21 protein-coding genes are annotated in these 25,139 nt (G+C 70.3%); 9 read left to right on the forward strand and 12 right to left on the reverse strand.

Features of this window, described 5'->3' with window-relative positions; translation table 11 throughout:
* The first annotated feature begins 83 nt into the window (after positions 1-83).
* The 4 genes from ACIQJT_RS04435 to ACIQJT_RS04450 all read left to right on the forward strand — a co-directional run bounded on the left by ACIQJT_RS04435 (position 84) and on the right by ACIQJT_RS04450 (position 5,205).
* Complete coding sequence (locus tag ACIQJT_RS04435) at positions 84-1,337, forward strand: extracellular solute-binding protein (RefSeq protein WP_402639744.1); 1,254 nt, start codon at positions 84-86, stop codon at positions 1,335-1,337.
* A gap of 115 nt (positions 1,338-1,452) precedes the next feature.
* Positions 1,453-2,436, forward strand: coding sequence for a sugar ABC transporter permease (locus ACIQJT_RS04440; RefSeq protein ID WP_365462505.1), 984 nt, complete (start codon positions 1,453-1,455; stop codon positions 2,434-2,436).
* The gene (locus ACIQJT_RS04445; protein WP_365462507.1) at positions 2,433-3,254 is read left to right on the forward strand and encodes a carbohydrate ABC transporter permease; all 822 of its coding nucleotides are present in this window, start codon (positions 2,433-2,435) and stop codon (positions 3,252-3,254) included. The genes ACIQJT_RS04440 and ACIQJT_RS04445 overlap by 4 nt, the downstream gene beginning before the upstream one ends.
* 181 nt (positions 3,255-3,435) lie before the next feature.
* Entirely contained in the window at positions 3,436-5,205 is a 1,770-nt protein-coding gene (locus ACIQJT_RS04450; RefSeq protein WP_365462509.1) for an RICIN domain-containing protein, read from the forward strand.
* A 71-nt stretch (positions 5,206-5,276) separates the two neighbouring features.
* On the opposite strand, the gene ACIQJT_RS04455 is transcribed toward ACIQJT_RS04450, so the two are convergent.
* The gene (locus ACIQJT_RS04455; protein WP_402639747.1) at positions 5,277-7,295 is read right to left on the reverse strand and encodes a non-reducing end alpha-L-arabinofuranosidase family hydrolase; all 2,019 of its coding nucleotides are present in this window, start codon (positions 7,293-7,295) and stop codon (positions 5,277-5,279) included.
* A 55-nt stretch (positions 7,296-7,350) separates the two neighbouring features.
* Entirely contained in the window at positions 7,351-8,964 is a 1,614-nt protein-coding gene (locus tag ACIQJT_RS04460; protein ID WP_402639749.1) for a glycoside hydrolase 43 family protein, read from the reverse strand.
* A 379-nt stretch (positions 8,965-9,343) separates the two neighbouring features.
* On the opposite strand from ACIQJT_RS04460, the gene ACIQJT_RS04465 reads away from it, so the two are divergent.
* Positions 9,344-10,990, forward strand: coding sequence for a glycoside hydrolase family 27 protein (locus ACIQJT_RS04465; protein WP_402639751.1), 1,647 nt, complete (start codon positions 9,344-9,346; stop codon positions 10,988-10,990).
* Between the two features lie 128 nt (positions 10,991-11,118).
* Here ACIQJT_RS04465 and ACIQJT_RS04470 read toward each other — a convergent pair whose 3' ends face one another.
* The 5 genes from ACIQJT_RS04470 to ACIQJT_RS04490 all read right to left on the reverse strand — a co-directional run bounded on the left by ACIQJT_RS04470 (position 11,119) and on the right by ACIQJT_RS04490 (position 16,698).
* A complete protein-coding gene (locus tag ACIQJT_RS04470) occupies positions 11,119-12,633 on the reverse strand; it encodes a glycoside hydrolase family 43 protein (RefSeq protein WP_402639753.1) in 1,515 nt (504 codons plus the stop codon).
* 343 nt (positions 12,634-12,976) lie between these two features.
* Positions 12,977-13,477 carry a pyridoxamine 5'-phosphate oxidase family protein gene (locus tag ACIQJT_RS04475; RefSeq protein ID WP_402639755.1) on the reverse strand — a complete coding sequence of 167 codons (501 nt, stop codon included), beginning with the start codon at positions 13,475-13,477 and terminating at the stop codon, positions 12,977-12,979.
* Positions 13,478-13,571: 94 nt separating this feature from the next.
* Positions 13,572-15,203, reverse strand: coding sequence for a cation acetate symporter (locus ACIQJT_RS04480; RefSeq protein WP_365462521.1), 1,632 nt, complete (start codon positions 15,201-15,203; stop codon positions 13,572-13,574).
* Positions 15,200-15,643: a DUF485 domain-containing protein gene (locus tag ACIQJT_RS04485; protein WP_365462523.1), complete on the reverse strand. Its 444-nt coding sequence runs from the start codon at positions 15,641-15,643 to the stop codon at positions 15,200-15,202. Before ACIQJT_RS04485 ends, ACIQJT_RS04480 begins: the two co-directional genes overlap by 4 nt.
* 455 nt (positions 15,644-16,098) lie before the next feature.
* Positions 16,099-16,698, reverse strand: a complete 600-nt coding sequence (locus tag ACIQJT_RS04490) for a DUF308 domain-containing protein (RefSeq protein ID WP_402639758.1) — start codon at positions 16,696-16,698, stop codon at positions 16,099-16,101.
* 211 nt (positions 16,699-16,909) lie between these two features.
* Here ACIQJT_RS04490 and ACIQJT_RS04495 point away from each other — a divergent pair, with 211 nt between their 5' ends.
* Both ACIQJT_RS04495 and ACIQJT_RS04500 read left to right on the forward strand, forming a co-directional pair.
* Positions 16,910-18,088, forward strand: coding sequence for a histidine kinase (locus ACIQJT_RS04495; RefSeq protein ID WP_365462527.1), 1,179 nt, complete (start codon positions 16,910-16,912; stop codon positions 18,086-18,088).
* The gene (locus ACIQJT_RS04500; RefSeq protein WP_402639760.1) at positions 18,085-18,744 is read left to right on the forward strand and encodes a response regulator; all 660 of its coding nucleotides are present in this window, start codon (positions 18,085-18,087) and stop codon (positions 18,742-18,744) included. The genes ACIQJT_RS04495 and ACIQJT_RS04500 overlap by 4 nt, the downstream gene beginning before the upstream one ends.
* Positions 18,745-18,779: 35 nt before the next feature.
* Here the strand turns inward: ACIQJT_RS04500 and ACIQJT_RS04505 are convergent, their stop codons facing one another.
* Positions 18,780-19,721 carry an NAD(P)-dependent oxidoreductase gene (locus ACIQJT_RS04505; RefSeq protein ID WP_402639762.1) on the reverse strand — a complete coding sequence of 314 codons (942 nt, stop codon included), beginning with the start codon at positions 19,719-19,721 and terminating at the stop codon, positions 18,780-18,782.
* An 83-nt stretch (positions 19,722-19,804) separates the two neighbouring features.
* Between ACIQJT_RS04505 and ACIQJT_RS04510 the strand changes: the two genes are divergently transcribed.
* Entirely contained in the window at positions 19,805-20,194 is a 390-nt protein-coding gene (locus ACIQJT_RS04510) for a winged helix-turn-helix transcriptional regulator (RefSeq protein ID WP_402639764.1), read from the forward strand.
* A 15-nt stretch (positions 20,195-20,209) separates the two neighbouring features.
* Here the strand turns inward: ACIQJT_RS04510 and ACIQJT_RS04515 are convergent, their stop codons facing one another.
* The 4 genes from ACIQJT_RS04515 to ACIQJT_RS04530 form a co-directional block, all read right to left on the reverse strand.
* On the reverse strand, positions 20,210-20,956 hold the full coding sequence (locus tag ACIQJT_RS04515; RefSeq protein ID WP_402639766.1) for an aminoglycoside phosphotransferase family protein: 747 nt from the start codon (positions 20,954-20,956) through the stop codon (positions 20,210-20,212).
* A 114-nt stretch (positions 20,957-21,070) separates the two neighbouring features.
* The gene (locus ACIQJT_RS04520; RefSeq protein WP_402639768.1) at positions 21,071-21,694 is read right to left on the reverse strand and encodes a TetR/AcrR family transcriptional regulator; all 624 of its coding nucleotides are present in this window, start codon (positions 21,692-21,694) and stop codon (positions 21,071-21,073) included.
* A gap of 391 nt (positions 21,695-22,085) precedes the next feature.
* Complete coding sequence (gene rox, locus ACIQJT_RS04525; RefSeq protein WP_402639770.1) at positions 22,086-23,645, reverse strand: rifampin monooxygenase; 1,560 nt, start codon at positions 23,643-23,645, stop codon at positions 22,086-22,088.
* 243 nt (positions 23,646-23,888) lie between these two features.
* Positions 23,889-24,572, reverse strand: a complete 684-nt coding sequence (locus ACIQJT_RS04530) for a helix-turn-helix transcriptional regulator (protein ID WP_402640095.1) — start codon at positions 24,570-24,572, stop codon at positions 23,889-23,891.
* A gap of 85 nt (positions 24,573-24,657) precedes the next feature.
* On the opposite strand from ACIQJT_RS04530, the gene ACIQJT_RS04535 reads away from it, so the two are divergent.
* Entirely contained in the window at positions 24,658-25,095 is a 438-nt protein-coding gene (locus ACIQJT_RS04535) for a hypothetical protein (protein ID WP_365462541.1), read from the forward strand.
* Positions 25,096-25,139: the final 44 nt, after the last annotated feature.

Here is a 25,139-nt window from a genome sequence, read left to right on the forward strand (position 1 = left end):
GGCCCACCACACGCCCCACGTTCCGCCACGTCCCCCCGCGCCCCACTCCTCCCTTCGAGCCGCCCCAAGACAACGAGGTCGCCGTGAGAAACCCCCGTCGCACCCTGATAGCCGCCGTCGCCACCGCCGGTGCGCTCGTCTCCGTCGCCGCCTGCGGCGGTGGTTCCGACTCCTCCTCCTCCGGTTCCGGCAGTGGCGGCGGGACGTACACCTTCTGGGACCCGTACCCGCAGTTCGACGCCACCTCGCCGTGGGGCAAGCTCGTCAGCAAGTGCGGCACCGACGCCGGCGTCCAGGTCAAGCGCACCGCCATGGACACCACGGACCTGGGCAACAAGGCCCTGCTCGCCGCCCAGCAGGGCAACGCCCCCGACGTGATGCTTGTGGACAACCCGGTCGTCTCCACGCTCGTGGAGGCGGGCATCCTCAACAAGACCGCCGATCTCGGCCTGGACACCACGTCCATCCAGAAGAACATCCTCGGCGCGGGAGAGATCGACGGCGCCTCCTACGGCGTTCCCATCGGCGCCAACACCCTCGCTCTCTACTACAACAAGAAGGTCCTCACCGCGGCGGGTGTCGACCCGGCCTCGGTCAAGGACTGGAACTCCCTCACGGCCGCGCTGAAGAAGGTCAGGGCGGCCGGCAAGAAGGGCATCACCTTCTCCGCGATCAACACCGAGGAGGGGAGCTTCCAGTTCCTGCCCTGGTTCTGGGGCGCCGGGGGTGACCTGACCGAGCTCGACTCGGCCAAGGGCGTGGCCGCGCTGTCCCTGTGGAAGGGCTGGGTGGACGACGGACTGGCCCCCAAGGACGTCCTGCAGAACACCCAGACCACGAGCTGGCAGGAGTTCGCCACCGGCGACTACGCGTTCGGCGAGAACGGCACCTGGCAGCTCGGCAACGCCGACAAGGCCGGTTTCGAGTACGGCGTCATCAGCATCCCCGGCCGGAGCGGCGGGGCGGCGCCGGTGCCGACCGGCGGCGAGTTCGTCACCGTCCCGGTCCAGAAGGACAGCGGACGCTACGACGTCACCAAGAAGATCGTCACCTGTCTCACCAGCTCCGCCAACCTGCTGGCCACGGACACCACCCTGGCCTACGTCGCTCCCACCGCGGCGGTGCAGACCGAGCAGGTCAAGGCGAACCCCGAACTGAAGCCGTGGGTGGACGCGGTGGCCGCGGCACGCGGTCGCACCAGCGGCGGTCTGGGCACCGAGTACCCGGTCATCTCGCAGCCGATGTGGACGGCCGTGCAGAGCGCCCTGTCCGGAGGCCAGAGCCCGCAGGCCGCCCTCGACGCCGCCCAGAAGGCCGCGGACAAGGGCAGGAGCTGACCACCCGACGCCCTCGCGGCACCTTCCGGGCCCCGCCCCGGCCGCCGCACGGCACCCGCAACCGCCCGGACACCGCCGCCGGTCCCGGGCGGGCCACCCCCTCCAGGAGTCCGCCATGACCATCGCCCGCGTCGACCGCCGCGCCCCGCGGTCCCCGGCCAGGCCCCGGGACGCCGGCACCGCAGCCCCGGCCGACGGCCCCGCACCGAAGCCGCACCGGCGCCGCACGAGCCGGCTGACCGCACTGGCGTTCCTCGCGCCGCTGGCCCTCTACCTCGCCGCGTTCTACGTCTATCCCCTGTACCGCAACCTCGACCTGAGCCTGCGTGACTACACGGTCCGTTCGTTCGTCGCGGGCGACGCGCCGTTCTCCGGGCTGGACAACTTCAGGACCGTCCTGGACGACCCCACGTTCGGCCCGGCCATACGCCACACCATGATCTTCACCTTCGTGTCGATCGTCTTCCAGTACGCCGCAGGGCTGGCCCTCGCGGTCTTCTTCAACCGGCACTTCCGGCTGGCCGCCACCCTCAGGGCGCTGTTCCTGATCCCCTGGCTGCTGCCGCTGATCGTGTCCGCGTCGACCTGGTCGTGGATGCTCAACAGCGAGTCCGGTGTCCTCAACTACGCCCTGCACACGGTCGGCGTGGCCCCCGTCGACTGGCTCAACTCCCCGCACTGGGCCCTGACCTCGGTCATCATCGCCAACATCTGGATCGGCATCCCGTTCAACCTGGTCATCCTCCACAGCGGCTTGCAGAACATCCCCGGCGAGCTCTACGAGGCGGCCGCCCTGGACGGGGCGAACGCCTGGCAGCAGTTCCGGCGGATCACCTTCCCGCTGCTGCGCCCGGTCTCCGCGATCACCCTGCTGCTGGGCCTGGTCTACACCCTCAAGGTGTTCGACCTGATCTGGATCATGACCAAGGGCGGCCCCGGTGACGCCTCCTCCACCCTGGCGACCTGGTCCTACCAGCTCGGCTTCGGGTCCCTGCTGCCGAAGTTCGGCCCCGGAGCCGCCGTCGGCAACATCCTCATCCTCATCGCCCTCGTCTTCGGACTGCTCTACATCCGGGTCCAGAGGAGGCAGGAAGCATGAAGTCCCGTACCGGAAAACGCCGTTACACCGTCATCGGCCTCCTGCTCACCGCCGTGATGCTGTTCCCGGTCTACTGGATGCTCAACGTGTCCCTGACCCCGCAGCAGGACATGCGCAAGAGCCCGCCCGACCTGCTGCCCCTGCGCCCCACCTTCGAGGGCTACCGCGCCGTCCTCGACGACCAGATGCCCTACCTCGGCACCAGCCTGCTCATCGGTCTGGGCACGGTCGTCCTCACCCTCCTTCTCGCTGCCCCGGCCGGCTTCGCACTGGCCAAGCTCCGCCCGCCGGGCGGCGGCTTCCTCGGCCTCGCCCTGCTGGTCGCCCAGATGGTTCCCGGCATCGTCATGGCGATGGGCTTCTACGGCATCTTCCTCGACCTCGGACTGCTGAACTCCTGGTGGGGCCTGATCGTCGCCGACTCCACCATCGCGGTGCCCTTCGGCGTCATGATCTTCACCGCGTTCATGTCGGGCATCCCCGGCGAGCTGATCGCCGCCGCCCGCATCGACGGGGCCGGCACCTGGCGCACCTTCCGGTCCGTCGTGCTCCCGGTCAGCCGCAACGCGCTCGTCACGGTCTCGCTCTTCAGCTTCCTGTGGGCCTGGTCCGACTTCGTCTTCGCCAACACCCTCGACAGCGGAGGCGAGTTGCGGCCGATCACCCTCGGCATCTACCACTACATCGGCAACAACAACCAGGAATGGAACGCGATCATGGCCACCGCCGTCGTCGCGTCGCTGCCCGCCGCGGTGCTGCTCGTCCTCGCCCAGCGCTACGTCGCCGCCGGTGTGACCGCGGGCGCGGTCAAGGACTGAACCACCGTGCCCGCCGCCCCCGGCCCACCAACCGGGCGGGGCCGGTCCCCGCCCCGGCCCCCACCCCGTCACGGGACCGTCACCCCCGCGCCACCCGTCCGACGGACCCCGAACCACCCGCCCCCTCCGGCGTTCCGCGCCACCCGGTATGTCACCCCCCCCGTCCTCAGGAGAGCCGCTGATGTCGTACCTGAGCTCCCGTCACCGCCGCAGATTCCCGCTGGGCCGCGGCACCGCCGCCGTCATGGCCACCGCCCTCGCCGCCACCGCCGCCCTCCTGACGGGCGGATCCGCCGAGGCCGTTCCCACCTCCTCCACCACCCTCGTGGTCAACGCGGCACAGACCCTGCGACCCGTCACCCACGTCGCCACCGGCAGCCTCTACGGCCTGGCCGACAACAGCACACCTGCCGACAGCCTGGTCCAGGCGCTGAAGCCGAACACCTTCGTCCAGATGGCACCCGGCGGCAGCCAGCTCCCCAACGGCGAACCCAGGCCCGCCGGCGACGCCCTCGTGGTGGCGGCGAAGGCGGCCCGCGCGGGCGCCAAGGTCGTCGTCCGGATGCCGGACTGGTACCCGAACTTCCCCTACAGGTGGGTGAGCTGGAGCGACTGGCTGTCCGCCGTCGACAAGCAGGTGACCGCCGTCAAGGCATCCGGCGCCACCAACATCAGCGCCTACGAGCTGTGGAACGAACCCGACTGGACCTGGGACACCGCCAACGCGGGCGCCTTCAACGCCGGTTGGGCGCGCACCTTCAAGCAGGTCCGCGCCAAGGACGCCACGACGCCGATCCAGGGCCCGAGTTACTCGGCGTGGAACCAGTCGTGGATGAGTTCCTTCCTCACCGACGCGAAGGCCTCCGGCACGGTCCCGGACGTCATCGCCTGGCACGAGCTCCAGGGCAGCCAGAACATCGCCGCGCACGTCTCCGCGTACCGCGCGCTGGAGTCGAGCCTCGGCATCAGCCCGCGCCCGATCGACATCGAGGAGTACGGGACGCCCGCCGAGATGGGCGACTCCGGTGCCCTCATCGGTTACGCGGCCAAGTTCGAGCGGACCGGTGTGCGGGACGCCGAGCTCGCCTTCTGGAACCACTACGGCACCCTCGGCGACACCCTCACCGACACCGGCGGATCGCCCAACGGCTCGTACTGGACGTACAAGTGGTACGGCGACATGTCCGGCAGCATGCTGGTCACCACGCCGCCCGCCCAGACCGGCATCGACGGCCTCGCCTCGCGCAACGGCGCGGGCAACCAGATCAGCGTGATCGCCGGCGGATGCACCGGCTCCTGCGCCGTGACGGTCAACGGCCTGAACTCCCTGTCCGCCTTCGGCAGCACCGTCCACGTCAAGCTGGAGTACAGCCCCGGCACCGGCCGCACCACCGCGTCCCCCGGCCCGATCACCGTCTCCGACGCCGACTACACCGTCAGCAACGGCTCCGTCACGGTGCCGGTCACGATGAACGCCACCGACGGCTACCACCTGGTGATCACCCCGAGCGGCACCAGCACCTCGCTGGCCGGGCGCTACCAGATCACCAACAGGAACAGCGGACTCGCGCTGGCCACCCTCAACGCGGGCACCGCCCAGGGCACTTCGGTCGTCCAGGCCACGTCCACCACCGGCACGGACCAGAACTGGACCCTGGTGGCCGCCGGTTCGGGTCTCTACAAGATCGTCAACCAGAAGAGCGGGTTGCTGCTCGGCATCACCAACGCCGGGACCGCGGACGGCGGCACCGCCCTGATCTGGGGTGACAACGGCACCGCCGACCACCTGTGGCAGCTCATCCCCGCCCGCGACGGCTACTACAAGATCGCCAACTACAACAGCGGCCGCCTGCTCGGAGTGGACCAGATGAGCACGGCCTCCGGTGCGCAGGTCCTCCAGTGGTCCGACAACGGCACGGCCGACCACCTGTGGAGACTGACCGCCCGCTGACCCACCGCAGCCCGGCCGACGGCCGTGGCCGTCGGCCGATGGGCCCCGCACCCGGTGCGGGGCCCACACGGTCAGCAGGTCGAGTTGGTCTGGGTGAGCAGGCCGAGCCGCCAGGGCAGACTGTTGTAGTCGCCGCCGGCGTTGGGGTCCTTCCCCTGGTAGAGGTACTGAAGCCTGCATGCCGGAATGGTGAGTGTCTGGTCGTATCCCGCGCGGATCATCTCGCCGTGACTGATGTCCCGGGTCCAGGCGCCGGACGGGAAGGTCACGTTGCCGGCCCTGGCGAACGGGTTGCTCTCGGACGCGGCCAGCGGCGACCAGGAGCCGGCCAGGCTGCTCGACGTCCAGGAGCGGAAGTAGCGCCGGCCGTCCGAGCCGATGGCCTCGACCAGCAGCAGGTACTGGTTGCTGCCCTGCACCTTGTAGACGTTGCTCGCTTCGAACAGGGCGTACTTCGAGTCCTGGGCCGCGATGACGGTGTCGGTGAACCCGTTGGGGAACTGGCCGACGGTCGTCCGGGAGCGGTAGAGGTGCCCGTTGTCGTCGGAGGAGAACAGGTAGCAGTTGGCGCTGTCGCAGATCACCCACATGTCGACCCAGTAACCGTTGCCGATGTTCTGGCGGATGACGTCCGGCATCGACGAGTAGAAGTTCTTCGGGGCGCTCCACCCGTTGGGATTGCTGATGTCGGGGTTCGTGGAGTACGACGCGTTGCCGGTCTGGTAGACGAGGTACCACAGGCGCTGCGGGGCGTTGTAGAAGACCTGCGGCGCGGCCCGGTACCCGGCGCCCACGGCGGTGCGGTCCAGGTAGTGATGGGTGGCCGAGCCCGCCTGGGACCAGTCGGAGAAGCTCAGGTAGACCAGGTTGTACCCGGCGGAGTTCGCGGTGCTGGCGAACACGTGGTACTTGCCGTTGTAGTAGACGACCGACGGGTCCTTGATGCCCGCGACGTTGTGCGTGGCGTCCGACTTCGGCGCGATGAGGGCGCCGCTGGAACTCCAGCGGAACGAGGAGGGCAGCGCCGCGGCGGACCGGGTGGCGGGAGCGCCTGCCCGTTGTGCCGCGGCGGTGCCGCCCAACGCGGTGAGCGTCGACTGGTAGGCGGCCTTCTTGTTGCCGTTGCGGTCGAACAGCAGGGGGTTCTCGCCACTGCGCCAGGAGTCGCTGTCGCGGATGCCCCAGACCGTGATCCCGGTGCAGCGCGCCACGTTCATGCACGCCCGGACCGTGTTCGCGTACGCGGTCGTCGGCGCCTGCGCGATGTCGAGCTCGGTGATCTGGACGTCCACGCCGAGCGCGGCGAAGCTCGACAGCGTCGTCTGGAAGCTGGACGGCGGTCCGCCCGTGCCGAAGTGGGACTGCAGGCCGACGCAGTCGATGGGCACCCCGCGTGCCTTGAAGTCGCGGACCATGCGGTAGACGCCCTGGGTCTTGGCGTCGCTCCAGTTCTCGATGTTGTAGTCGTTGTAGCAGAGCTTGGCCGACGGGTCGGCCGACCGTGCGGTGCGGAACGCCTCCTCGACGAACCCGGTGCCCAGCACGTCCCGGAAGACCGAGCTGCGCAGCTGGCCGCTGCCGCCGTCGGCGAAGGCCTCGTTGACCACGTCCCAGGAGTGGATCCTGCCCTTGTAGTGGTTCATCACCTGGGTGATGTGGTTGTTCATCACGCCGCGCAGGGTGCCCGCGTCCCTGATGGAGCCGACCCAGGAGGGGAGTTGCTGGTGCCAGACCAGGGTGTGTCCGCGCAGGCGCTGCCCGCGCGCCTGCGCCCGGTTCGCGATCTGGTCGCCGGGGCCGAAGTTGAACGAGCCGCGGGAGCGCTCGACGGTGTCCCATTTCATCTCGTTCTCGGGCGTCACCGAGTTGAACTCGCGGTCCAGGATCCCGGTGTACGTGCCGTCGCCGAGCCGTCCCGCGGCCACGGCGGCGCCGAAGTACCGTCCGGACTGGGCCGCCTGGGCGCCCAGCGTGGAGGCGCGGACGTCGTCGGGTGCGGCGGTCGCGGCGCCGGGTGTGACCAGGGCGGCCATGGCCAGCAGGGATAATGCCGAGGCTCGGCGGCGGCCGATCCTTTTCAGAGGGTTCATGGTTCTCCTCGTGCGGGTGAGTGGGGGGTTGCGCTGTGCGGTCGACGGGACGGGATCAGGGCGTCGACAGTTCGAACCGCAGGACGCGGACCGCGCCGCCGAGCGCCCGGGTGGCGTGGTTGAAGAGGGCGAATCGGTAGCCCATGAAGAAACGCCAGTCGTTGCCCATGGAGAAGGCGGGCCCGAGCCGGGTGAAGTTGGTGCCGTCGGTGCTGTAGGAGAAGGTGCCGGGGCGTGCCGCGCCGGGCCGGATGTCCGCGCTCGCGCGCAGCCACACACCGTTTCCCGCAAGGGCCGCGCTCGCGACCTCGACGCCGGTCCCGGTGGTGTTCCAACTGCCGTCCATCGTCAGACCGTTGACCATCACCACCCGTGTCGTCCCGCCGTCGCGCCGGAGTCCGATCCACGCGGAGGAGTCCCGCAGCAGCGCGAGTCCTGCCCGGTCGCCGTCCCGCATCGCCGAGTGGTCGAGCTGGACCGTGGCGGTGGAGGTGGGCCCCTGGATGCGGTGCGTGAGGGTGTTGCGGGCCCAGTACAGGTCGTCGGTGACGGTCGCGGTCCGCAGGGTCAGGCCGTTGCCGACCGACCACTTGGTGTTGTCCGGGTTGTGGTTCCACTCCCACCGGGGCTTGAGGACCGTACCGTCGAAGGTGTCCACGCCGGTCATGGGGGTGACCTGGCGGGGCGGGGCGGGCACGGCCGGGGTGGGGTACGACGTCCCCCAGCCGCCGTTGACCAGTTGGACCACGGGCCATCCGTCCGAGGTCCAGGTGACGGGCGCGAGGACCGGTACCCGGCCGCCGGGGTAGGCGTCCACGAAGGCCATGTAGTACCAGGCACCGCCCTGGGTCTGCACCAACCCGCCCTGGTGCGGGACACCGCCGCCGGAGATCGGCCCGCGCAGGTCCAGGAGCACCTGGCGCATCGTGTACGGACCGAAAGGTCCGCCGGAGGACTTCAGGATGTACTGGCCGTTGGCCGGACGGGTCAGGAAGATGTAGTACTGCCCGTTGATCTTGTAGAAGCGAGAGCCCTCCAGGGTGCCGACACTCGACGGTGTGGTGAACACCTGCTGGGTGCGGACCTGGCTGCGGCCGTCGGGCGAGAGCTGGGCCACGCTGATGGTGGTGTTCCCGTACGCCACGTACAGGGTGTCGTCGGTGTCGACGAGCAGCCCAGCGTCGTAGTAAGGGGTGTTGATCGTCGTCAGTCTGCTCCACGGCCCCTCGACGGAGGTGGCGGTGTAGACGTAGGTCCTGGCGAAGTCGATCTGGCCGAGCCAGTAGAACGTCCTGTTGCTCGGACGGTAGGCCAGTGACGACGCCCAGATGCCTCTGACGTAGCCGCGGGCCCCGTTCAGGTCGTACTTGGCGCCGAAGTCGAGGACGGGCACCGAGTGACCGGCGATCTCCCAGTTCACGAGGTCGTACGAACGCAGCACGGGTGCGCCCGGGGAGTAGTGCATGGTCGAGGCGGAGGCGTAGTAGGTGTCGCCGACGCGGATGACGTCGATGTCCGCGAAGTCCTGCCAGACCACCGGGTTGGTGTACTGCGCGGCGGCGGGGGACGTACCCCGAGCGGACGCGGTGGCGGACAGGGGGCCTGTGAGCGGCAGCAGGGCGCCTGCGGCCAGGCCGCCGGCTGCGGTCAGCGCCCGTCGGCGGTCCATGGGTTGGCGAGGCCATGACATATCCATGTGTCGTTCTCTCTGCGAGGGAGCGCTGGGGGAGGGCCGGTCCTGCTCGTTCGAGATTGCGAACGCTGACTGGGGTATCGAGCACCCAGGATGATAGGAGGCTGCCATGCCCCGTCAATGCCTTTCGCAGGATTCGCTGTTGACGTCGAAATATTTCGACGAATCGGCTGGGTCGATGCCGTCCGGGCCGAGGATTGGCTGTCCCTGAGGTGTTGACATGTCCAGGCCCACCTCTAACATCCGTACAGCCAACGATCCGAAAGCCGATCGAAATTTCGAACTGTCGGCACGGGGCGGAACCGGGACACCGGCCGACGGCCCGGTCCACGGCGCCCCCTGAAAGGAGTCCCTGGTGCCCCGATCCACAGGCAGACGACTGCTCCGCGTCTTCGCGGCCGCCGCGCTTGCGGTCACCGCGTCTCTGACGGTCTCTGCCCACTCCACCGCTGCGGCCGCCCCGGGCAGCCCCGCACTCACCCCGCCCCTGGGCTGGAACAGTTGGAACAGCTTCGGATGCGGGATCACCGAGGCGCAGGTCCGCCAGGCCGCCGACGCGATGGTGTCCTCCGGAATGCGGGACGCCGGCTATCGGTACGTCGTGGTCGACGACTGCTGGTTCGACCCGCAGCGCGACGCGGCCGGCAGTCTGCGGGCCAACGCGACTAAGTTCCCCAGCGGGATGAAGGCCCTGGGGGACTACATCCACAGCAAGGGCCTGAAGTTCGGCATCTACCAGGTGCCGGGCGAGCGCACCTGCGCGCAGACCAGCGGCGCCTATCCGGGCTCGACGGGCAGCAGAGGGCACGAGACGCAGGACGCCGCCACCTTCGCCTCCTGGGGCGTCGACTACCTCAAGTACGACTGGTGTTCCTCCAGCGGCACCCGCGACGAGCAGGTCGCGCGTTTCACGCTGATGCGTGACGCCCTGCGTGCCACCGGGCGGCCGATCGTCTACAGCATCAACCCCAACAGCTTCCATGCCATCACCGGCGCCACGTACAACTGGGGCGAGGTCGCCGACCTGTGGCGGACGACCGAGGACCTGCTCGACATCTGGCAGAACGGCAACACCAACAGCTATCCGATGGGCGTCGGCAACGTCCTGGACGTCACCGCGCCGCTGGCGGCCCAGTCCGGCCCCGGGCACTGGAATGACCCCGACATGCTGGTCGTGGGCCGCCCCGGCCTGTCGCTGACGGAGTCCCGCTCGCACTTCGCCCTGTGGGCGCTGCTCGCCGCACCGCTCATGGCCGGCAACGACATCCGCACCATGTCCGCCGACGTGAGCGCGATCCTGCGCAACCCGCGTCTGCTGGCGGTGAACCAGGACCCGCTGGGCGCGGGCGGCCGCAGGGTCCGCGACGACGGCAACACCGAGGTGTTCGCCAAGCCCCTGTCCGACGGCTCGGTCGCGGTAGGCCTGTTCAACCGGGGAAGCGGCACCGCGAACGTCACCACCACGGCCGCCCAGATAGGGCTGTCCGGCGGGCCGTTCACACTGACCGACCTGTGGAGCGGCGGTACGTCCAGCACATCGGGGCAGATCTCGGCGAGCGTGCCCGCGCACGGCGTTGCCGTGTTCCGGGTGACCGGTGGCAGCCCGGTGTCCGCCACCACCTCCCGGCTGCGGGGCAACGCCTCCGGCCGCTGCGTGGACGTGGACAACGCCTCCACCGCGTCCGGGGCCACGGTGCTGCTCTGGGACTGCCACACGGCGGCCAACCAGCTGTGGACCACGTGGGCCGGCGGCGAGATCCGCGTCTTCGGCGACAAGTGCCTGGACGCCTACAACCAGGGCACGGCCAACGGCACCCGCGTCATCACCTGGCCCTGCAACGGCCAGGACAACCAGAAGTGGACCGTCGCCTCCGACGGGACCGTTCGCAATGTCCACGCCGGACTGTGCCTCGACGCCAACGGGTCCGGCACCGCCAACGGAACCGCGCTGGTGCTGTGGAGCTGCAACGGCCAGGCGAGCCAGAGATGGAGCCGCGTGTGAGGGCGCGGCGGTGAGCTGACCGCTCGCGGGAGAGCGGTGCCCCGGTCACCGGGAGGATGACCGGGGCACCGGCTGTTCGGGCCGCCGTCGAGAAGGCCTCGGTGGCGTGCCTTTCGTGCGGTGGGGGCTCAGCCGTCGAGGGGCTCGTAGTCGAACCAGTCGAAGTGGACGGCGCCCGCGGTGGCGTACATGCCGATGACCCGGCCCGTGAAGCCGCCGGCGACCTCGGTCGACAGGTAGCGGCCGTCGAGGCTCGCGAGCTCGGTGCAGGTGCCGTCGGACCGCTCGACGCCGAGGGAGACGACGTCGGGTCCGGTGCACGGCCCGTGCGGCGGAGGCGGGTCCGTGACGGTGACGGAGAGGACCACCGGTCCGGCGGGCACGGAGTCCTCGGCCACGACCGTGCGCAGGGAGCCGACGCGCGCGACCACCCGCACCCGCGTGCCCGACACCTCGATCGCGTAGTGGTGCCGCTCGTCGAGCCGGACGGCGAGGCCCCCGTCCCCTTCCGCGGCATCCACGAGTACGCGCGCCCGGTACGACGGATGCTGCTGGCGCCGGCCGGTGAAGACCACGTCGGGTTCGTCCAGGGAACCGCCCCGCGCGCGGAGCGTCAGCCACCCGGGCCGTTCCTTGGTGGTGCAGTGCTCGGCGGGCCGGTCGCGCAACGAGATCCAGTACGGCCGCAGTTCGGCCAGTTCGAAGTCGTCGCGCTGCTCCTCGGCCGGGCCGGGGACCAGCGGCCAGGGCGGCTCGGGCAGGTCAAGGACGACCTCGCCGACGACAGGCCAGCCGTCCACCCAGCTCACGGGAGCGAGGAAGGTCTCGCGCCCGAGCACGTGCCAGCCTGGGGTGCCGCCGCGCGGCCGTACGCCGAGCAGGACCATCCACCAGGAGCCGTCGGGGCCCTGGACCAGGTCCGCGTGCCCGGTGTTCTGCACCGGACGGTCGGTGCCGCGGTGGGTGAGGACCGGGTTGGCCGGACACGGCTCGAACGGCCCGTCCGGCCGGCGGGCACGGGCGATCGACACACCGTGGCCGCGCTCGGTGCCGCCCTCGGCGATGAGCAGGTACCAGTACTCGCCGATCCGGTACAGGTGCGGCGCCTCCGGGGCCTTGGCTCCGGGCCCGCCCGACCAGAGGCTGTGCGGAGTGCCGTACGTCTGCCCGGTGGACGGGTCGATCCGGACCTGCGCGACCCCGGCGATCGTGCACCAGCAGGTGCCGTCCTCGTCCCAGGCGAGATCGGGATCGATGCCGGGCACCCCCGGCGCCCAGACGGGATCCGACCACGGGCCGGCCGGGTCGGTCGCCGTGACGATCAGGTTGCCGCCGCCCTCGCTGCAATTGGTGACGATCAGCCAGAAGCGTCCGTCGTGGTGGCGCAGGGTGGGGGCGTAGATCCCGCCGGAGGACGGCATGCCGGCCGGGAGCCGCAACTGTTCCGGCCGGTCCAGGACGTTGCCGATCTGCGTCCAGTGCACCAGGTCGCGGCTGTGGAAGAGGGGCACGCCGGGGAAGTACTCGAAGCTGGAGCAGGCGAGGTAGTAGTCGTCGCCGACGCGGCAGACGCTGGGGTCCGGGTGGAAGCCGGGGATCACTGGGTTGCTGACGTGTCCGTCCGGCTGGCGCAGAGGGGGCACCCGATGGGTCCTCTCTTCGAGTCGTGGGCGAGGCGTAGGCGGTGCGGGTGGTGCGGGGTCGTGCGGGGCGCAGAGGCTGTGACGGCGCTGTCGAAGCGCTTCACCCGACACGCGAAGGTAACGGACAAGATTCATCCGGAACAAGGGTCCTGTCGCCGTGAGAGCATGGCAATCGGCCGCGTGGCAGGACGTCGGAACCAGTCGCTTTGACTGTCGATGCGCTTCGACATGTGCGCCGGTCGCAGCGCCGAGATCAGAAGGGCTTCGCGCCCCGTCCTGCACTGGTGAAACCGGGTGCGCCACCCGGGACGAGCGCGGTGGGCGGCCTGCCGTTGTGCTGTCGTCAGGCCCGCCGGCGCTCCTCCCGTTGCCTGACCAGTTCTTCGACCGCGCTCGGCAGCGTCGTCTCGAAGTCGATGAGCTTCACCCACGTCGGGGTCACGACGATCCGGACCATGCCGTCGTGGTAGAGCGAGCGCACCTCCGCCTCCCATTCGACCCGTTGCTCGGGGGTCATCTCGTAGGTGCTGGTCGGCTGGAGGTACTCGTCCGGGATGCCGTCGACGTGGTCCAGTTCGGCCCGGCCCCGGATGAGCAGGATTTTGGGCGGGTGCACCTCGGTGTCGATCGTCAGGGCGACGGCCGGGTTCTCGCGCAGGGACGTGAGCTTCGGGGCGTTCTTCGTGGTGCACATGACGATCTCCGAGCCGTTCCAGACGAACGCGATCGGGACGTTGCGGGGGGTGCCGTCCTTGGCGACGTAGGCAAGCCGGGTCAGGTCGCGGGTCAGCAGTTCCTGGCTGATCGGCCGGTTCAGGACCTCGGTGATCTCGTTCGCCTGCATGGTTTTTCCTCCGCTCGTGGCCTCTTGTGCCCCGGGGACGGAGTCGGCGCGCCGTTCTCGACATCCGGCACGCGGCGAAGGGGGAGTTTCTTCCTCACGGCCCGTCCGGGCTCCAGCTCGGGCGGCGGCGCGGGGGTCCGGCGAGGATCAGTTGCTCGAGGCCGGCGTACCGCTCGCGTGCCCGGCGGGCGCTGCGGCGACCGCTCAGGACGGTGAACAGCCAGCCGCAGGCGAAGCCCACCGGCACGGACACCAGGGCGGTCGTGGTGAAGGGGAACCAGTTCAGGTCGGCCTCCGGGAGAGCCGACGTGGGGGACCCGGAGACGAGCCGGGTGCCCGACATCAGGACCAGGACGGCGAGCGAGCCGCCGATCAGCGTGCCGAGCAGTCCGGCCTTGCCGAAGCGCCGCCAGAACAGCGAGTAGACCAGTGCGGGCGCGATGGCGGAGGCGCCCATGCAGAAGGAGAGGGTGGCCAGGGCCTGGAGGCTGCGGTGCTGGGCGAGGGCGGCCAGCAGCACCACGGGGATGCCGACGAACAGCGCACAGGCCCGTGCGAAGGTCATCTCCCGCAGGGCGGGCATGCCGCGGCCGCGCGAGGCGATGACGTCGTGCGCGAGGGAGTTGGCGCAGGCGAGCGTCATCCCGGCGACGGACGCCAGGAGGGTCAGGAAGATCGCCGTGGTGACGGTGCTGAACACCAGGCTCTCGGTGCGGGAGACGTCGGCCCCGAACACGGCGCGCGCGCCCAGCAGATACGCGGTGCTGCCGTGCGGGTCGGCGGCCGTGATCCGCTCGCGGCCGACCAGTGCCGTGGCACCGAGGGCGATCACGGTGATCACCAGCATGAACAGGGCGACCGAGGACACCGCCCAGGACATGGTGCGGCGTACCTGACGCGCGTTGCCCGCGGTGTACATCCGCATGGTGACGTGCGGCAGGCAGGCGCCGCCGAGCACGATGGCGACCTGGGTGCTGATCATGTCAAGGCCGGGGTGCGGCCCGTCCGAGAACTGCAGCCCGTACTGGAGGAACGCCTGACCGGTGCCGCTGCGCTGCGCGGCGGTGTCGACCATCGTTCCCGGGTGCCAGCCGAAGGAGGCGAGGACGAGCACGGCGACCACGAGGCCGGATCCGAGGAGCATCACGGTCTTGATGATCTGGATCAGCGCGGTGCCCCGCATCCCGCCGAGGGCGGCGTAACTGATCATCAGGACGCCGGCGCCGACGATGCAGCCGGTCTGCATGGCACGGTCGGAGAAGCCGAGGATGAACGCCAGGAGCTGTCCCACGCCCGCCAGTTGCACGATCATCATCGGGATCAGCGACAGCAGGGTCACCGCGCAGGCGGTGATGCGCACGGCCCGCCCGGGGACGCGCCGGCTCAGCGCGTCACCCATGGTGAACCGGCCGGTGTTGTGCAGGGGTTCGGCGAGCAGGAACATCAGCAGGAGCAGGGACAGCAGGGTGCTCAGCGCCAGGACGACACCGTCGTAGCCGCACAGCGCGATGACCCCGCCGATGGTGAGCACGGTCGCGGCGGAGATGTAGTCCCCGGCGACCGCCAGGCCGTTGCGCAGCGGGGAGAGTGTCCGGTACCCGGTGTAGAACTCCTCCAGGTCGTCACGGTCGGGGCCGGTCAGGACGCACAGCAGGAGCGTGAGGGTGACGACGCTGCAGAAGGCGACCAGGGACCAGGACTGCGCGGAGCCGCCGAGGTCGGTCATGCCCGGGCCCGCCCGTCCCCGTCGGCCGGGCGGGCGTACTGGCTGACCCGGCGGGCCAGGGGGTCGACGAAGCGCCGTGCCGCGTACTCGAACAGCAGGACGGCCAGCCAGGTGACCGGGATCTGTACGACGGCGAGCAGCAGGCCGGTCGGGAGTCCGCCGGGGGCCGGTCGGGCCATGAAGGCGGGGGCCTTGACGGTGAGGGTGAGGAAGAAGGCGAAGTAGCCGAGGGCGACGAGGGTGGCCACGCGCCGCTGCCACCGGCAGGCGCGGCGCAGCACGCGCAGGGCGCGGTGGTAGCTGGACCACGAACGCTGGCGGGCCCCGCTTCCCGGGCGCTCTCCGGCCGCCGGGAGGGACGGCGGCCGGAGAGCGGTGGGGGAGGGGACCCGTCCGTTGTGCCGGTGCGGCAGGGATAACTCCGAGCGGTCGTAGGACATCCCAAAACTCCTAGCGCGGTGGGCCCGGCAGTCACGGACCGCAAGAAGGTGGGGGAGCGGAGGCGGTTCGGGTCACCGCACGTTATGCGGGTGTCCGGGCCGTGGATGTGTGTTCCGTTGAACTTTCCGGGGGCGGCCCCGCGAGCAAGGCGGCCTCGACGGGTGCCCGTGGTGACGGTGTGACGGAAGGGACCACAGGTGTCCCCTGTGGTCCCTTCTTCTCGCCATCGGTCGTCCGTACGTCGTACACCAGTCCTGATCGGTGCCGGCTGCCCTGACGGAGGCACACCGGCCGGTGGGACGAGGACACGTACGCCGAATGCCGCAGGGATGAGCCGTGCATCGAGGGGGTGGTACTGCCGGCATATGCCCGCCGGGTATCGGTCCGCCCGAATGTGCCCCGGTGCACGGTCAGGCGCCCCACCTCCGGTCGGCGCCGCTTCCACGACCGTGTGTCAGCGCTCTGCGCGTCGGGCACGGACGCTCAGGGCGATGACGGAGACGAGGAACCAGAAGGCACCGAAAGCCGAGTACCCGGCGACGGTGGACAGACCGCTCGTCGCCGAGCCGGAGGAGGCGGCGATGGTGGCACCGGCGAGAACGGACTGCGCGCCGCTGACGACCATGGGCCACTGGGCGCCGACGGTGCGCCGGCGCCGGACCGCCACGACGAGCTGGACCGCTCCGGACAACAGGGCCCAGACGCCGAAGACGAGGAGGGCCGTCCCTACGGAGGCGAAGACGGCGACGATCATTCCGACGGTGGTGGCGAGGCCGAGAGCCATGTTGACGGCACTGACGTGGTCCGCGGAGCCGGTGCCCGCCAGGCGGCGCTCCAGGAGCGTGGCGATCACGTCCCACAGGGGGTACACGACGAGCAGCACGGCCGCGACCGCGGTGGGCCTGTCCGTCGACTCCAGCGAGGCGGAGGTCGTCAGGACCAGCGCCACCCAGATCAGGGAGAAGACGACACGGATCAGGTGGAGCGACCGCAGCCCGGAGGGTGTCGGCGCGGTCGCGGTCGTAGCCGGAGAAATGACGGTGGTCTGTGTCATCGGGAGTCCCGTTGCCATCGTGAGCGGTGTGAGGCGGGCGCCTCGCCGACGAGTCTCAGCGGCCCCCGGCACCGCCGCGTACTTCGAACGAAGTAGTTGTGCCCTCCGCTTCGACGGAACGGCTCTCCGGCGCTCCCGGCGAGCGGAGCGGGCTCGCCGTGTACATCGTTCGAAGTACACGGTCGCGGCGCGGGTGCACGAGAATCGGCACATGGCCGACGCGCACGACAGTCAGGACGGACCGGCGGCACCCCTGTGGGTCCGCCGCCCCGAGGTGCTGCACCGAGGCGCCTACGCAGTGGCCGCGCTGGTGTTCACCGGTCAGATCGTGGCCGTGGCGGTGCGGGGGTCGGACTGGCCGACGGCCCTCGGCGTCCTGCTCGCCGGAAGCGGTGTCGCCCTCTCGTGGCGGCAGCCGTGGGCCGGACTGGTCGTGGTGAGCGCGGCGTCCTTCGCCGTCACAGCGGTGGGGCACGACCCGCTGTCGGTATGGATGATGGCGGTGCTCGTGCTGTTCTCGGTCAGCCTCAGGGGAAAACAGCCGCTGCTCGCGACCGGCGTCGTGGCCGCGTTCTTCCTGGGCGCGTTCATGACGGTGGGAGGGTTCCGGGGCGGCGCGGTGGTGGGAGCCGCCGCCCTCTTCTCGGCCATGGCGGGAGGCGCGACCGGGGCCGCGCTCCGCATCCACCGGGACCACTGGTGGACCCTGGAGGAACGGGCCGAGAGCGCCATCGCCACCCGCGAGATGGAGGCCACCCGACGAGTGACCGAGGAGCGGCTCCGAATCGCCCGGGACCTCCACGACGTCATCGGCCACCAGGTCGCGATGCTGAGCATGCACCTCGGGGCTGCGGAGATCGGACTGCCCGCGGACGCCGAAGCCTCCCGGCAGGCCCTGGTGTCCGCCAGGTCCAGCGCCCGCACGGTCGTCGTCGAGACCCAGCGCATCCTCGCGCTCCTGCGCCTCGGGGACGACGTGGACGGCGACGAGGCGCTCCGGCCGACCCCGGCGCTCAGCGGTCTGCGAGGGCTTGTCGCCTCGTTCGAGAGTGTCGGCCTGGACGTCCGGGCCGACATCGAACTCCCCGACGGTTTCGTGGAGCCGAGCGTCGGCGTGACGGTCTACCGGGTCGTCCAGGAAGCACTCACGAACGCCTACCGGCATGGCGAAGGGACAGCGACCGTGGAGGTGCGCGAGCGCGACGGCAGGATCGCCGTCACCGTGGAGAACCGCGTCGCCCGCTCCGCACGTGGCTCCGGCAGCGGACTGGGGCTCGTGGGGATGCGCGAACGCGTCGAGTCGTCCAACGGGCGACTCACGATCGACCGCCACGACGGGCGGTTCCGCGTCCACGCGGAGTTCAGCCTGCTGGGAGCCGTCGTCCGATGACGCGGATTCTGATCGTCGACGACCAGGACGACATCAGGGCCGGGATCCGGGCGATGCTCCGGCTCGACCCGGAGCTCGTGGTCGCGGGGGAGCTCTCCGACGGGCTCCAGGTGGTGCCCTTCCTCCGGGACCACCCCGTCGACCTCGTGCTGATGGACGTCCGGATGCCGGGCATCGACGGCGTCGAGGCCACGCGCCGGATCCGCGCGGAGCACTCGCCCCAGGAGACACGGGTGATCGTGCTGACCACGTTCGACCAGGACGACATCGTGCTCGCCGCGCTGCGCGCGGGCGCCAACGGTTTCCTGAGCAAGACGGTGAGCCCCGCCGAACTCGTCGCCGGAATCAACGAGGTCGTCGGCGGTGGGGGCGCGCTGTCGGCCGCCGCCACGGCCGCGCTCATCGGGCACATGACCGACAGTCCGCCTCCGGTGGTCGACCGGGAACTGCTGCGGCGCTTCGACGCGTTGACCCCCAGGGAGCGGGACGTGGTCCTGCTCGTGGCGAGCGGACTCGGCAACGACGAGATCGCGGCCCAGATGTCCGTGTCACCGTTCACCGTGAAGACACACGCGGTACGGGCGATGACGAAGGTCGGCGCACGGGACCGAGCGCAACTCGTCTCGTTCACCTTCCGCGCCGGCCTCTGCCCCTGACGCCGGGCCGCTTCCTCGTCGTCGTACGCGTCTGCTCATCCGCTCGACTGCTCAGCCCTCGCTCGGCCGTTGCTGTCCTTTCGGATGCTGTCGATGATGCGGGTCCAGTTGTCGCCGCCGTGGCCGTGCTCGATGGCGTGACGGTAGTGGGCCTGCACGGCCAGGGGCAGCGCGAGGTCGAGACCGAGTGCCGTGCTGGTCTCCACGATGTGGTCGGACGTGGCACCCATCATGGTGACCGTGCTGAGGTCGCCGGGATGCTCTCCGGCGTCGAGCGCGGCACCGGGGTTCGCCTCACCGGCCCTGAGGATGTCGCCGATCGAGTCGGCGAAGGAGAGCAACTCGGGCAGTGCCTCCGCCGCCTTCAGGCCGGCGGTGCCCAGCATCGCGGTGGCGTGCATCAGGCCCGACAAGGTGGTGAGGAACACCGCGAGTTGGGCTTGGTACATCATCTGCGCGAGGCCCGGGTCGACGCCCAGATAACGTGGCGTTCCCAGCGGTGCCAGCGTCGCCCGGTGACGCTCCATCAGCTCTTCACGGCCGCTGTAGTAGATGTGGGACGCCTCCGTGCCGACCATCGGTGCGGGAACCATGACACCTCCGGTGAGGAAGCCGGCGCCGTGGCTCGCCGCCCAGGCCGCCGCCTCACGGGTGCGGTCGGGGGTGTCGGAACTCAGATTGACCAGTGTGCGGCCGGCGAGCGACGCGTTGGTGCCGCCCAGGATGTCGTACATCGCCTGGTAGTCGGTGAGGCTGAGGATCACGAGCTCGCTCGCTTCGACCGCCTCGCCCGGGGTGGTGGCGAGCGTCGCTCCGTCGGCGACGATGCCGTCGGCCCGGCGGGCGGTGCGGTTCCACACGGTGACGGGGTGGCCGGCGGTGAGGAGGGTACGGGTCATGGCCTGACCCATCGGGCCGAGCCCGATCACGGTGACGGTGCCGTTCTGCCTGGTGGGGGCGTTCAGTTGTTCGTTCACCCCTCCATGGTCGGAGAGCGACGCCAGGGGCGGAAGTACCTACTATTTTCTGCGGTACTTACCTTTTAGTAAGGGGGACAGCGATGGCCAGGGCACCGAGATGCGGGCCTTACATCTGCGGCATCGACGCAGCGCTCGACGTGGTGAGCGGAAAGTGGAAAGGGCTGATCCTCTGGGAACTCGACGCCCACGGGATTCGCCGCTTCGCGGAACTCCGCCGCGGACTGCCGGGGGTGAGCGAGAAGATGCTGACGCAGCACCTGCGGGAGATGGAGGAGGACGGTCTCGTGCACCGCAAGGTCTACGCGGAGGTGCCGCCGCGCGTGGAGTACTCCCTGACGGAGCACGGCCGTACGCTCAACAAGGCGCTGGAGCCGTTGGGGGCATGGGGAGTTGAGCGGATACGGCGCGAGGGCGCGGGCGTTGTGGAGGTCGAGGTGGCGGAGGCCTCACACAGCCGGCAGGACCGCTAGCGGGCTCGCGGTACCTCACATGCGGGCTTTCAGCACGTCGACCTCGCACCCCGGCGCGAACGGATCGAAACCGTGCTGGACCAGCCAGCGGATCACCAGCAGACTGCGCAAGGACCACCACCCGCGGATCACGTCGAGGTCCACGTCCGTGCCGTAGCCGGCCATGACGTCGTCCAGGCGCTCCTCGTGTCCGAGGGTGAAGGTGGCGAGGTCGTACAGGGCGTCGCCCCGGCCCGCCTCGGACCAGTCGATGATGCCCGTGACCTCGTCGCCGTCGACGAAGACGTGCGCAACCTGGAGGTCGCCGTGCGTGAACGCCGGTGTCCACGGCCGGAACGCGGCCTCGGCGACCTGCCGGTTGCGGGTGACGAGGTCCGCGGGAAGGACGCCGTGCGTCACGAGCCACTCGCACTCGTCGTCGAGTTCGACCACCAGCGAGGCGACGCTCCGGCCGGCCCTGCCGGGCCGGGGCGGCAGGGGCGCGTCGTGCAACGTCCGCATGGCGGCGCCCGCGGCGGCCCATGCCGTCGGCGGCCCGGTTGCCGGTCCGCCGAGGCTTCCGACCGTGGTCCCGGGGAGCGCGGCGATCGCGAGCGCGGGCGGCCTGCGCCACAACACCTGCGGGGTGGGGACCGGCGCGAGTGCCATTGCCTCGACCTCGGCGTCGAGGCGCGACTGATCGGCGTCCACCTTCAGAAACACATCGCCGACGCGTAGCGTCGCGCGCTCGGAGTGAGAGACGACGACCTCGACCTCGTCCATGGGCGATGAGTATCCCGGGGATGCCTGCCGGCGTCGCCGCATTTCTCACGTGCGACGACGCGGCCGGCGGTGGCCCGTCCCCGGGTGAGGTACGTCTGGGAGGGCGCGGGCCGCTTACGGTTCGCCGTGGGCTGCCGCGGGCCGGGACCGGTCGGGTCGGCCCAGTCCTGCGACGAGGAGCGCGACCAGGGTGCGCGGGTTGTAGTCGGGGTCGTTCTCCGCGCCCACGCAGAGGTTGCCCACGCCGCGCATCAGCTCGAGCCCTCCGATGCCGGAACGGATCTCACCGGCCGCCGCGGCGGCGTCGAGGAGCTGGGTGCACACCGGTACGAGATGGTCGATGAAGTAGGCGTGCAGGGTCTCGAAGCCGGTGTTGTCGTGTTGCAGGGCGGCGGCGAGTCCGTGTTTGGTCACCAGGAAGTCGACGAAGATGTCGATCCACCGTTCCAGCGCCTCGTACGCGGTGGGGCAGCTCGCCAGCAGAGCGGGGCCGGCCTCGGCGCAGTTCTCCACCTGGTGGCGGAAGACCGCGACGATCAGGTCCGCCCGGGTGGGGAAGTGGCGGTAGATCGTGCCGATCCCGACACCCGCCCTGGCCGCGATGTCGCGGACCGGCGCGTCCACGCCCGAGGTGACGAAGACAGCGGCGGCCGCGTCCAGCAGGATCTGCTTGTTGCGCCGGACGTCCTTGCGTTGGGACGCGGCGGCTTTCTCCGTGCCCTGGCGGCTGTCGCTCACTGCGGGGCTCCTCTCGGCGGATCGCGGTTCCGCATGCTGTGGAACGGGGTTCCGTTTCGGCCATGATGGCAGATCGGGCCGGCGGACCGGCCACCGCCACTGCTGTGACCGCACACTCCGGACGCGCTCGTGAGGAGGGAACGCGGGGCGTCGGCGTGTGTGACACGGGTGAGCGGGGGTGGGGGCCCCGGTGCCCTCGACGGCAGGAGGAGACGGCCCCTTTCCGCCCGGTTCCCGTCCCGCCGACGCCCGTCGACGCACGTCGGCGTCTCCGGACGTCCAGTGCGCGCCACGACCACGCGCGGGCGTATGTCCGCCCGCGCGTGATCTGCACCCGCCCCCTCAGACGAGGGACGAGTGGGTGACGTACAGCGGCTTCACGGCCCCGTACTCAGTCGCCGACGGGCGTGCCGAACCAGCGCGCGAGGTGGCTGTCGAGGTCCTGCTGATCGTCGCCGATCCAGGCGACATGGCCGTCGGGGCGCAGCAGGACGCACGGCGCGTCCAGTGCCGCGGTGGGATCCGCGAGGTGGTCGACCCGGTCCGACCAGCCGCCGACGGTCAGGCGTTCGGTGCGGTCCAGCACGAGTCCCCGGCCGTGGTGCAGCAGATCGTAGAGCCGGCCCTGTTTCACGTCGATGTCGCGCAGGCGGCGGCCGAGCAGGTGGGGGCCTTCGCCGAAGTCGTAGCGGACACTGATCGCGGTGATCTTCTCGATGAGATGACGGTTCACCTCCTCGAAGTCCATCAGTTCGGTGAGGAGCCTGCGCACGGCCTGCGGCCCCGGCTCCGTGGACAGCAGCTCCGTCTGGGCGCGGGTGTTGTCCAGTACGTCCTCGGCGACCGGATGACGTTCGGTCTGGTAGGTGTCCAGCAGTGTCTCCGGTGCCCAGCCCCGGACCTGAGCGGCCAGTTTCCAGCCGAGGTTGAAGGCGTCCTGTAGGCCCAGGTTGAGGCCCTGTCCGCCGATGGGCGGATGGATGTGCGCCGCATCGCCCGCCAACAGCACCCGGCCCACGCGGTAACGCTCCGCCAGCCGGGTGGCATCACCGAAGCGGGACAGCCAGCGCGGGGAGTGGACGCCGAAATCGGTTCCGGCGACGGCGCGCAACTGCTCCCTGAAGTCCTCGATGGTCGGTGGTGTCGAGCGATCGCTGACTCCCGCGGCCGGGACCAGGACGCTGTAGACGCCCTCTCCGAACGGCCGGAGCCAGAACCGGTGATGGATCTCGCGGACCTCGGCCGTCCTTGCGGCGATCTCCTGCGGCGGCACACCCACTTCCATCTCGCCCATCAGCGTCTCGTTCCGCGAGGGCTCGCCGGGAAAGCCGACACCGAGGAGTTTGCGCACCGTACTGCGGGCACCGTCACAGCCGACGAGGTAGCGCGAGCGGACCCTTTCCCCGTCGTCCAGTTCGACGGTCACCCCCTGCTCGTCCTGCTCGAATCCGGTGACCGCCCGGCCGCGAAGCACCTGCGCGCCGACTTGAGCCGCATGCTTCTCGAGCAGGTCGACGAGGACCGGCTGCGGGATGCCCAGCAGATAGGCGTGCGCTGAATCCAGCCCTTGGGGAGCGGGTTTGTTGATGGCGGCGAAGAAGCCGCCGGCCGGACGCTGCCTTCCATGCGGCCGAACTCGGTCCAGCAGTCCGCGCATCGCCAGCAGTTCGAGGCTGCGCATGTGCAGACCGACGATGCGGACGAACGACACGGGCTCGGTGTCCTTCTCCAGGACGAGTACCCGCACGTCGTGCAGCCGTAGTTCGGCGGCCAGCATCGCGCCGGTCGGCCCGCACCCGGCGATGATCACGTCGAAGTCGAACCCGGCGGGCTCGCGATCGACACCGGCTGCGGCTTCCGACGGCCGACGTCCGGAGACCAGGCGTGCATGGGAGTCGCGGTCGACCGTGTCGTCCGGCGACGTCTCGGCGGTGAACTGCGGAGAGTCCATAGGTGTTGCCTTTCGGGAGTGCCTTGTTGTCGAGGCGCTCCCGGCGACACCTGCGTCAGTCGCCGGCCGTGACGGAAAGGGGGAGCGCCCACATCGCTACAGCGTTCATGGGACTCACCTCCTCGGGCGGGGTCACGGACAACGGCAAGCTACAAGCCCCGCCCTCGCTCGTCCACTCCTTTTCCCAGCCGCTCCGAGCACCGCCGGTCCCGGGACCTCGTCTCCGGGGCCCACGGCAGGCGTTCAGGCCCCGGCAGGCTCCAACCGGACGCAGCACCGGCCCGGGGTGGGCGCCAGACAGGCCGTGTACGCGCGCTCGCCCAGGCCCTGGAGGACACCGCGCAGCAGGTGCAGGTTCATGCCGCACACCGTCTGGGTGTGCTCACGCGCCAGGGCGTGGAAGGGGCAGTTGCCCAGCACGATGGCGCCCGTCTCCTCCTGCCGCGGCTCGAACCCGTACCGCTCCAGCAGCTCCAAGAGGCTTGCGCCGCCCGGTTCTTCGAGTCGCGCGCCGAGTTCCTCGGCCTTGCGGTGCAGTACGTCCTGCACCGGTGCGCCGGTCGCCGCGGATTCCTCCACCGCCTGGGCCAGGAGGCGTCCGGCCAGCTCGTAACGCCGATCCGGGAGGCTGACCGCGATCTGCTTCCGGGAGCGCTGGTACAGCTTGGCCGGTCGGCCGGCTCCCGGTCCCGTCCGCCCGCTGCGCCGTTCATAGACCACGTCGAGCAGGGACTCGCCGGCCAGCCGGTCGAGATGGAACGCCGCGGTCTGCCGTGCCAGGCCCAGTGCGGCGGCCGCGTCGTCACGGCTGACGGGCCCGGGCTGGCGCACCACGTGGTCGTACAGCCGCCTGCGGGTCGGCTCGTCCAGTGCGGCGATGGCCGAGACATCGGTGTCGCGTACTTCCTTCGGGTCGTCCACGAACACCAGTGTAAAACCCATGGCCATTGACTAAAGAAGAGAGCAAGGCTTCTATAGGTAATGAGAATTGTCGATAGAAGGAGAGGTCGTCATGTCCTCCGCAACCGCAAGCACCCCTTCCGCCGCCGCCTCGCGGCGCGGGCAGTTCGCTGATCCCGGCTACCAGGCGTTCGTGATCCTGCGTACGGCCTTCACCGTGGCGCCGATCCTGTTCGGGCTGGACAAGTTCGCGAACCTGCTCGTGGACTGGCCCGCCTACCTCGCGCCGTGGATCGACGACCTCGTCCCCGGCAGCGCCCAGGCGGCCATGTACGCCGTGGGCGTGATCGAAGTCGTCGCCGGAATCGCCGTGGCCCTCGCGCCGCGTTTCGGAGCCTGGCTCGTGGCGGCCTGGCTGGCCGGCATCATCGTCAACCTCCTGACCATCCCCGACTACTACGACATCGCCCTGCGTGACTTCGGCCTCCTGCTCGCCGCCGTCGCCCTCGCCCGTCTCGCCGCGCGCTACCACGGCGGGAGGGAGCGCTGACCGGGCCGCAGGCCGTTGTCTCCGGTGGCGCGGCCTGACATGGC

Origin of the sequence: Streptomyces sp. NPDC091972 (assembly GCF_044756385.1) — a bacterium.
Taxonomy (GTDB): Bacteria; Actinomycetota; Actinomycetes; order Streptomycetales; family Streptomycetaceae; genus Streptomyces.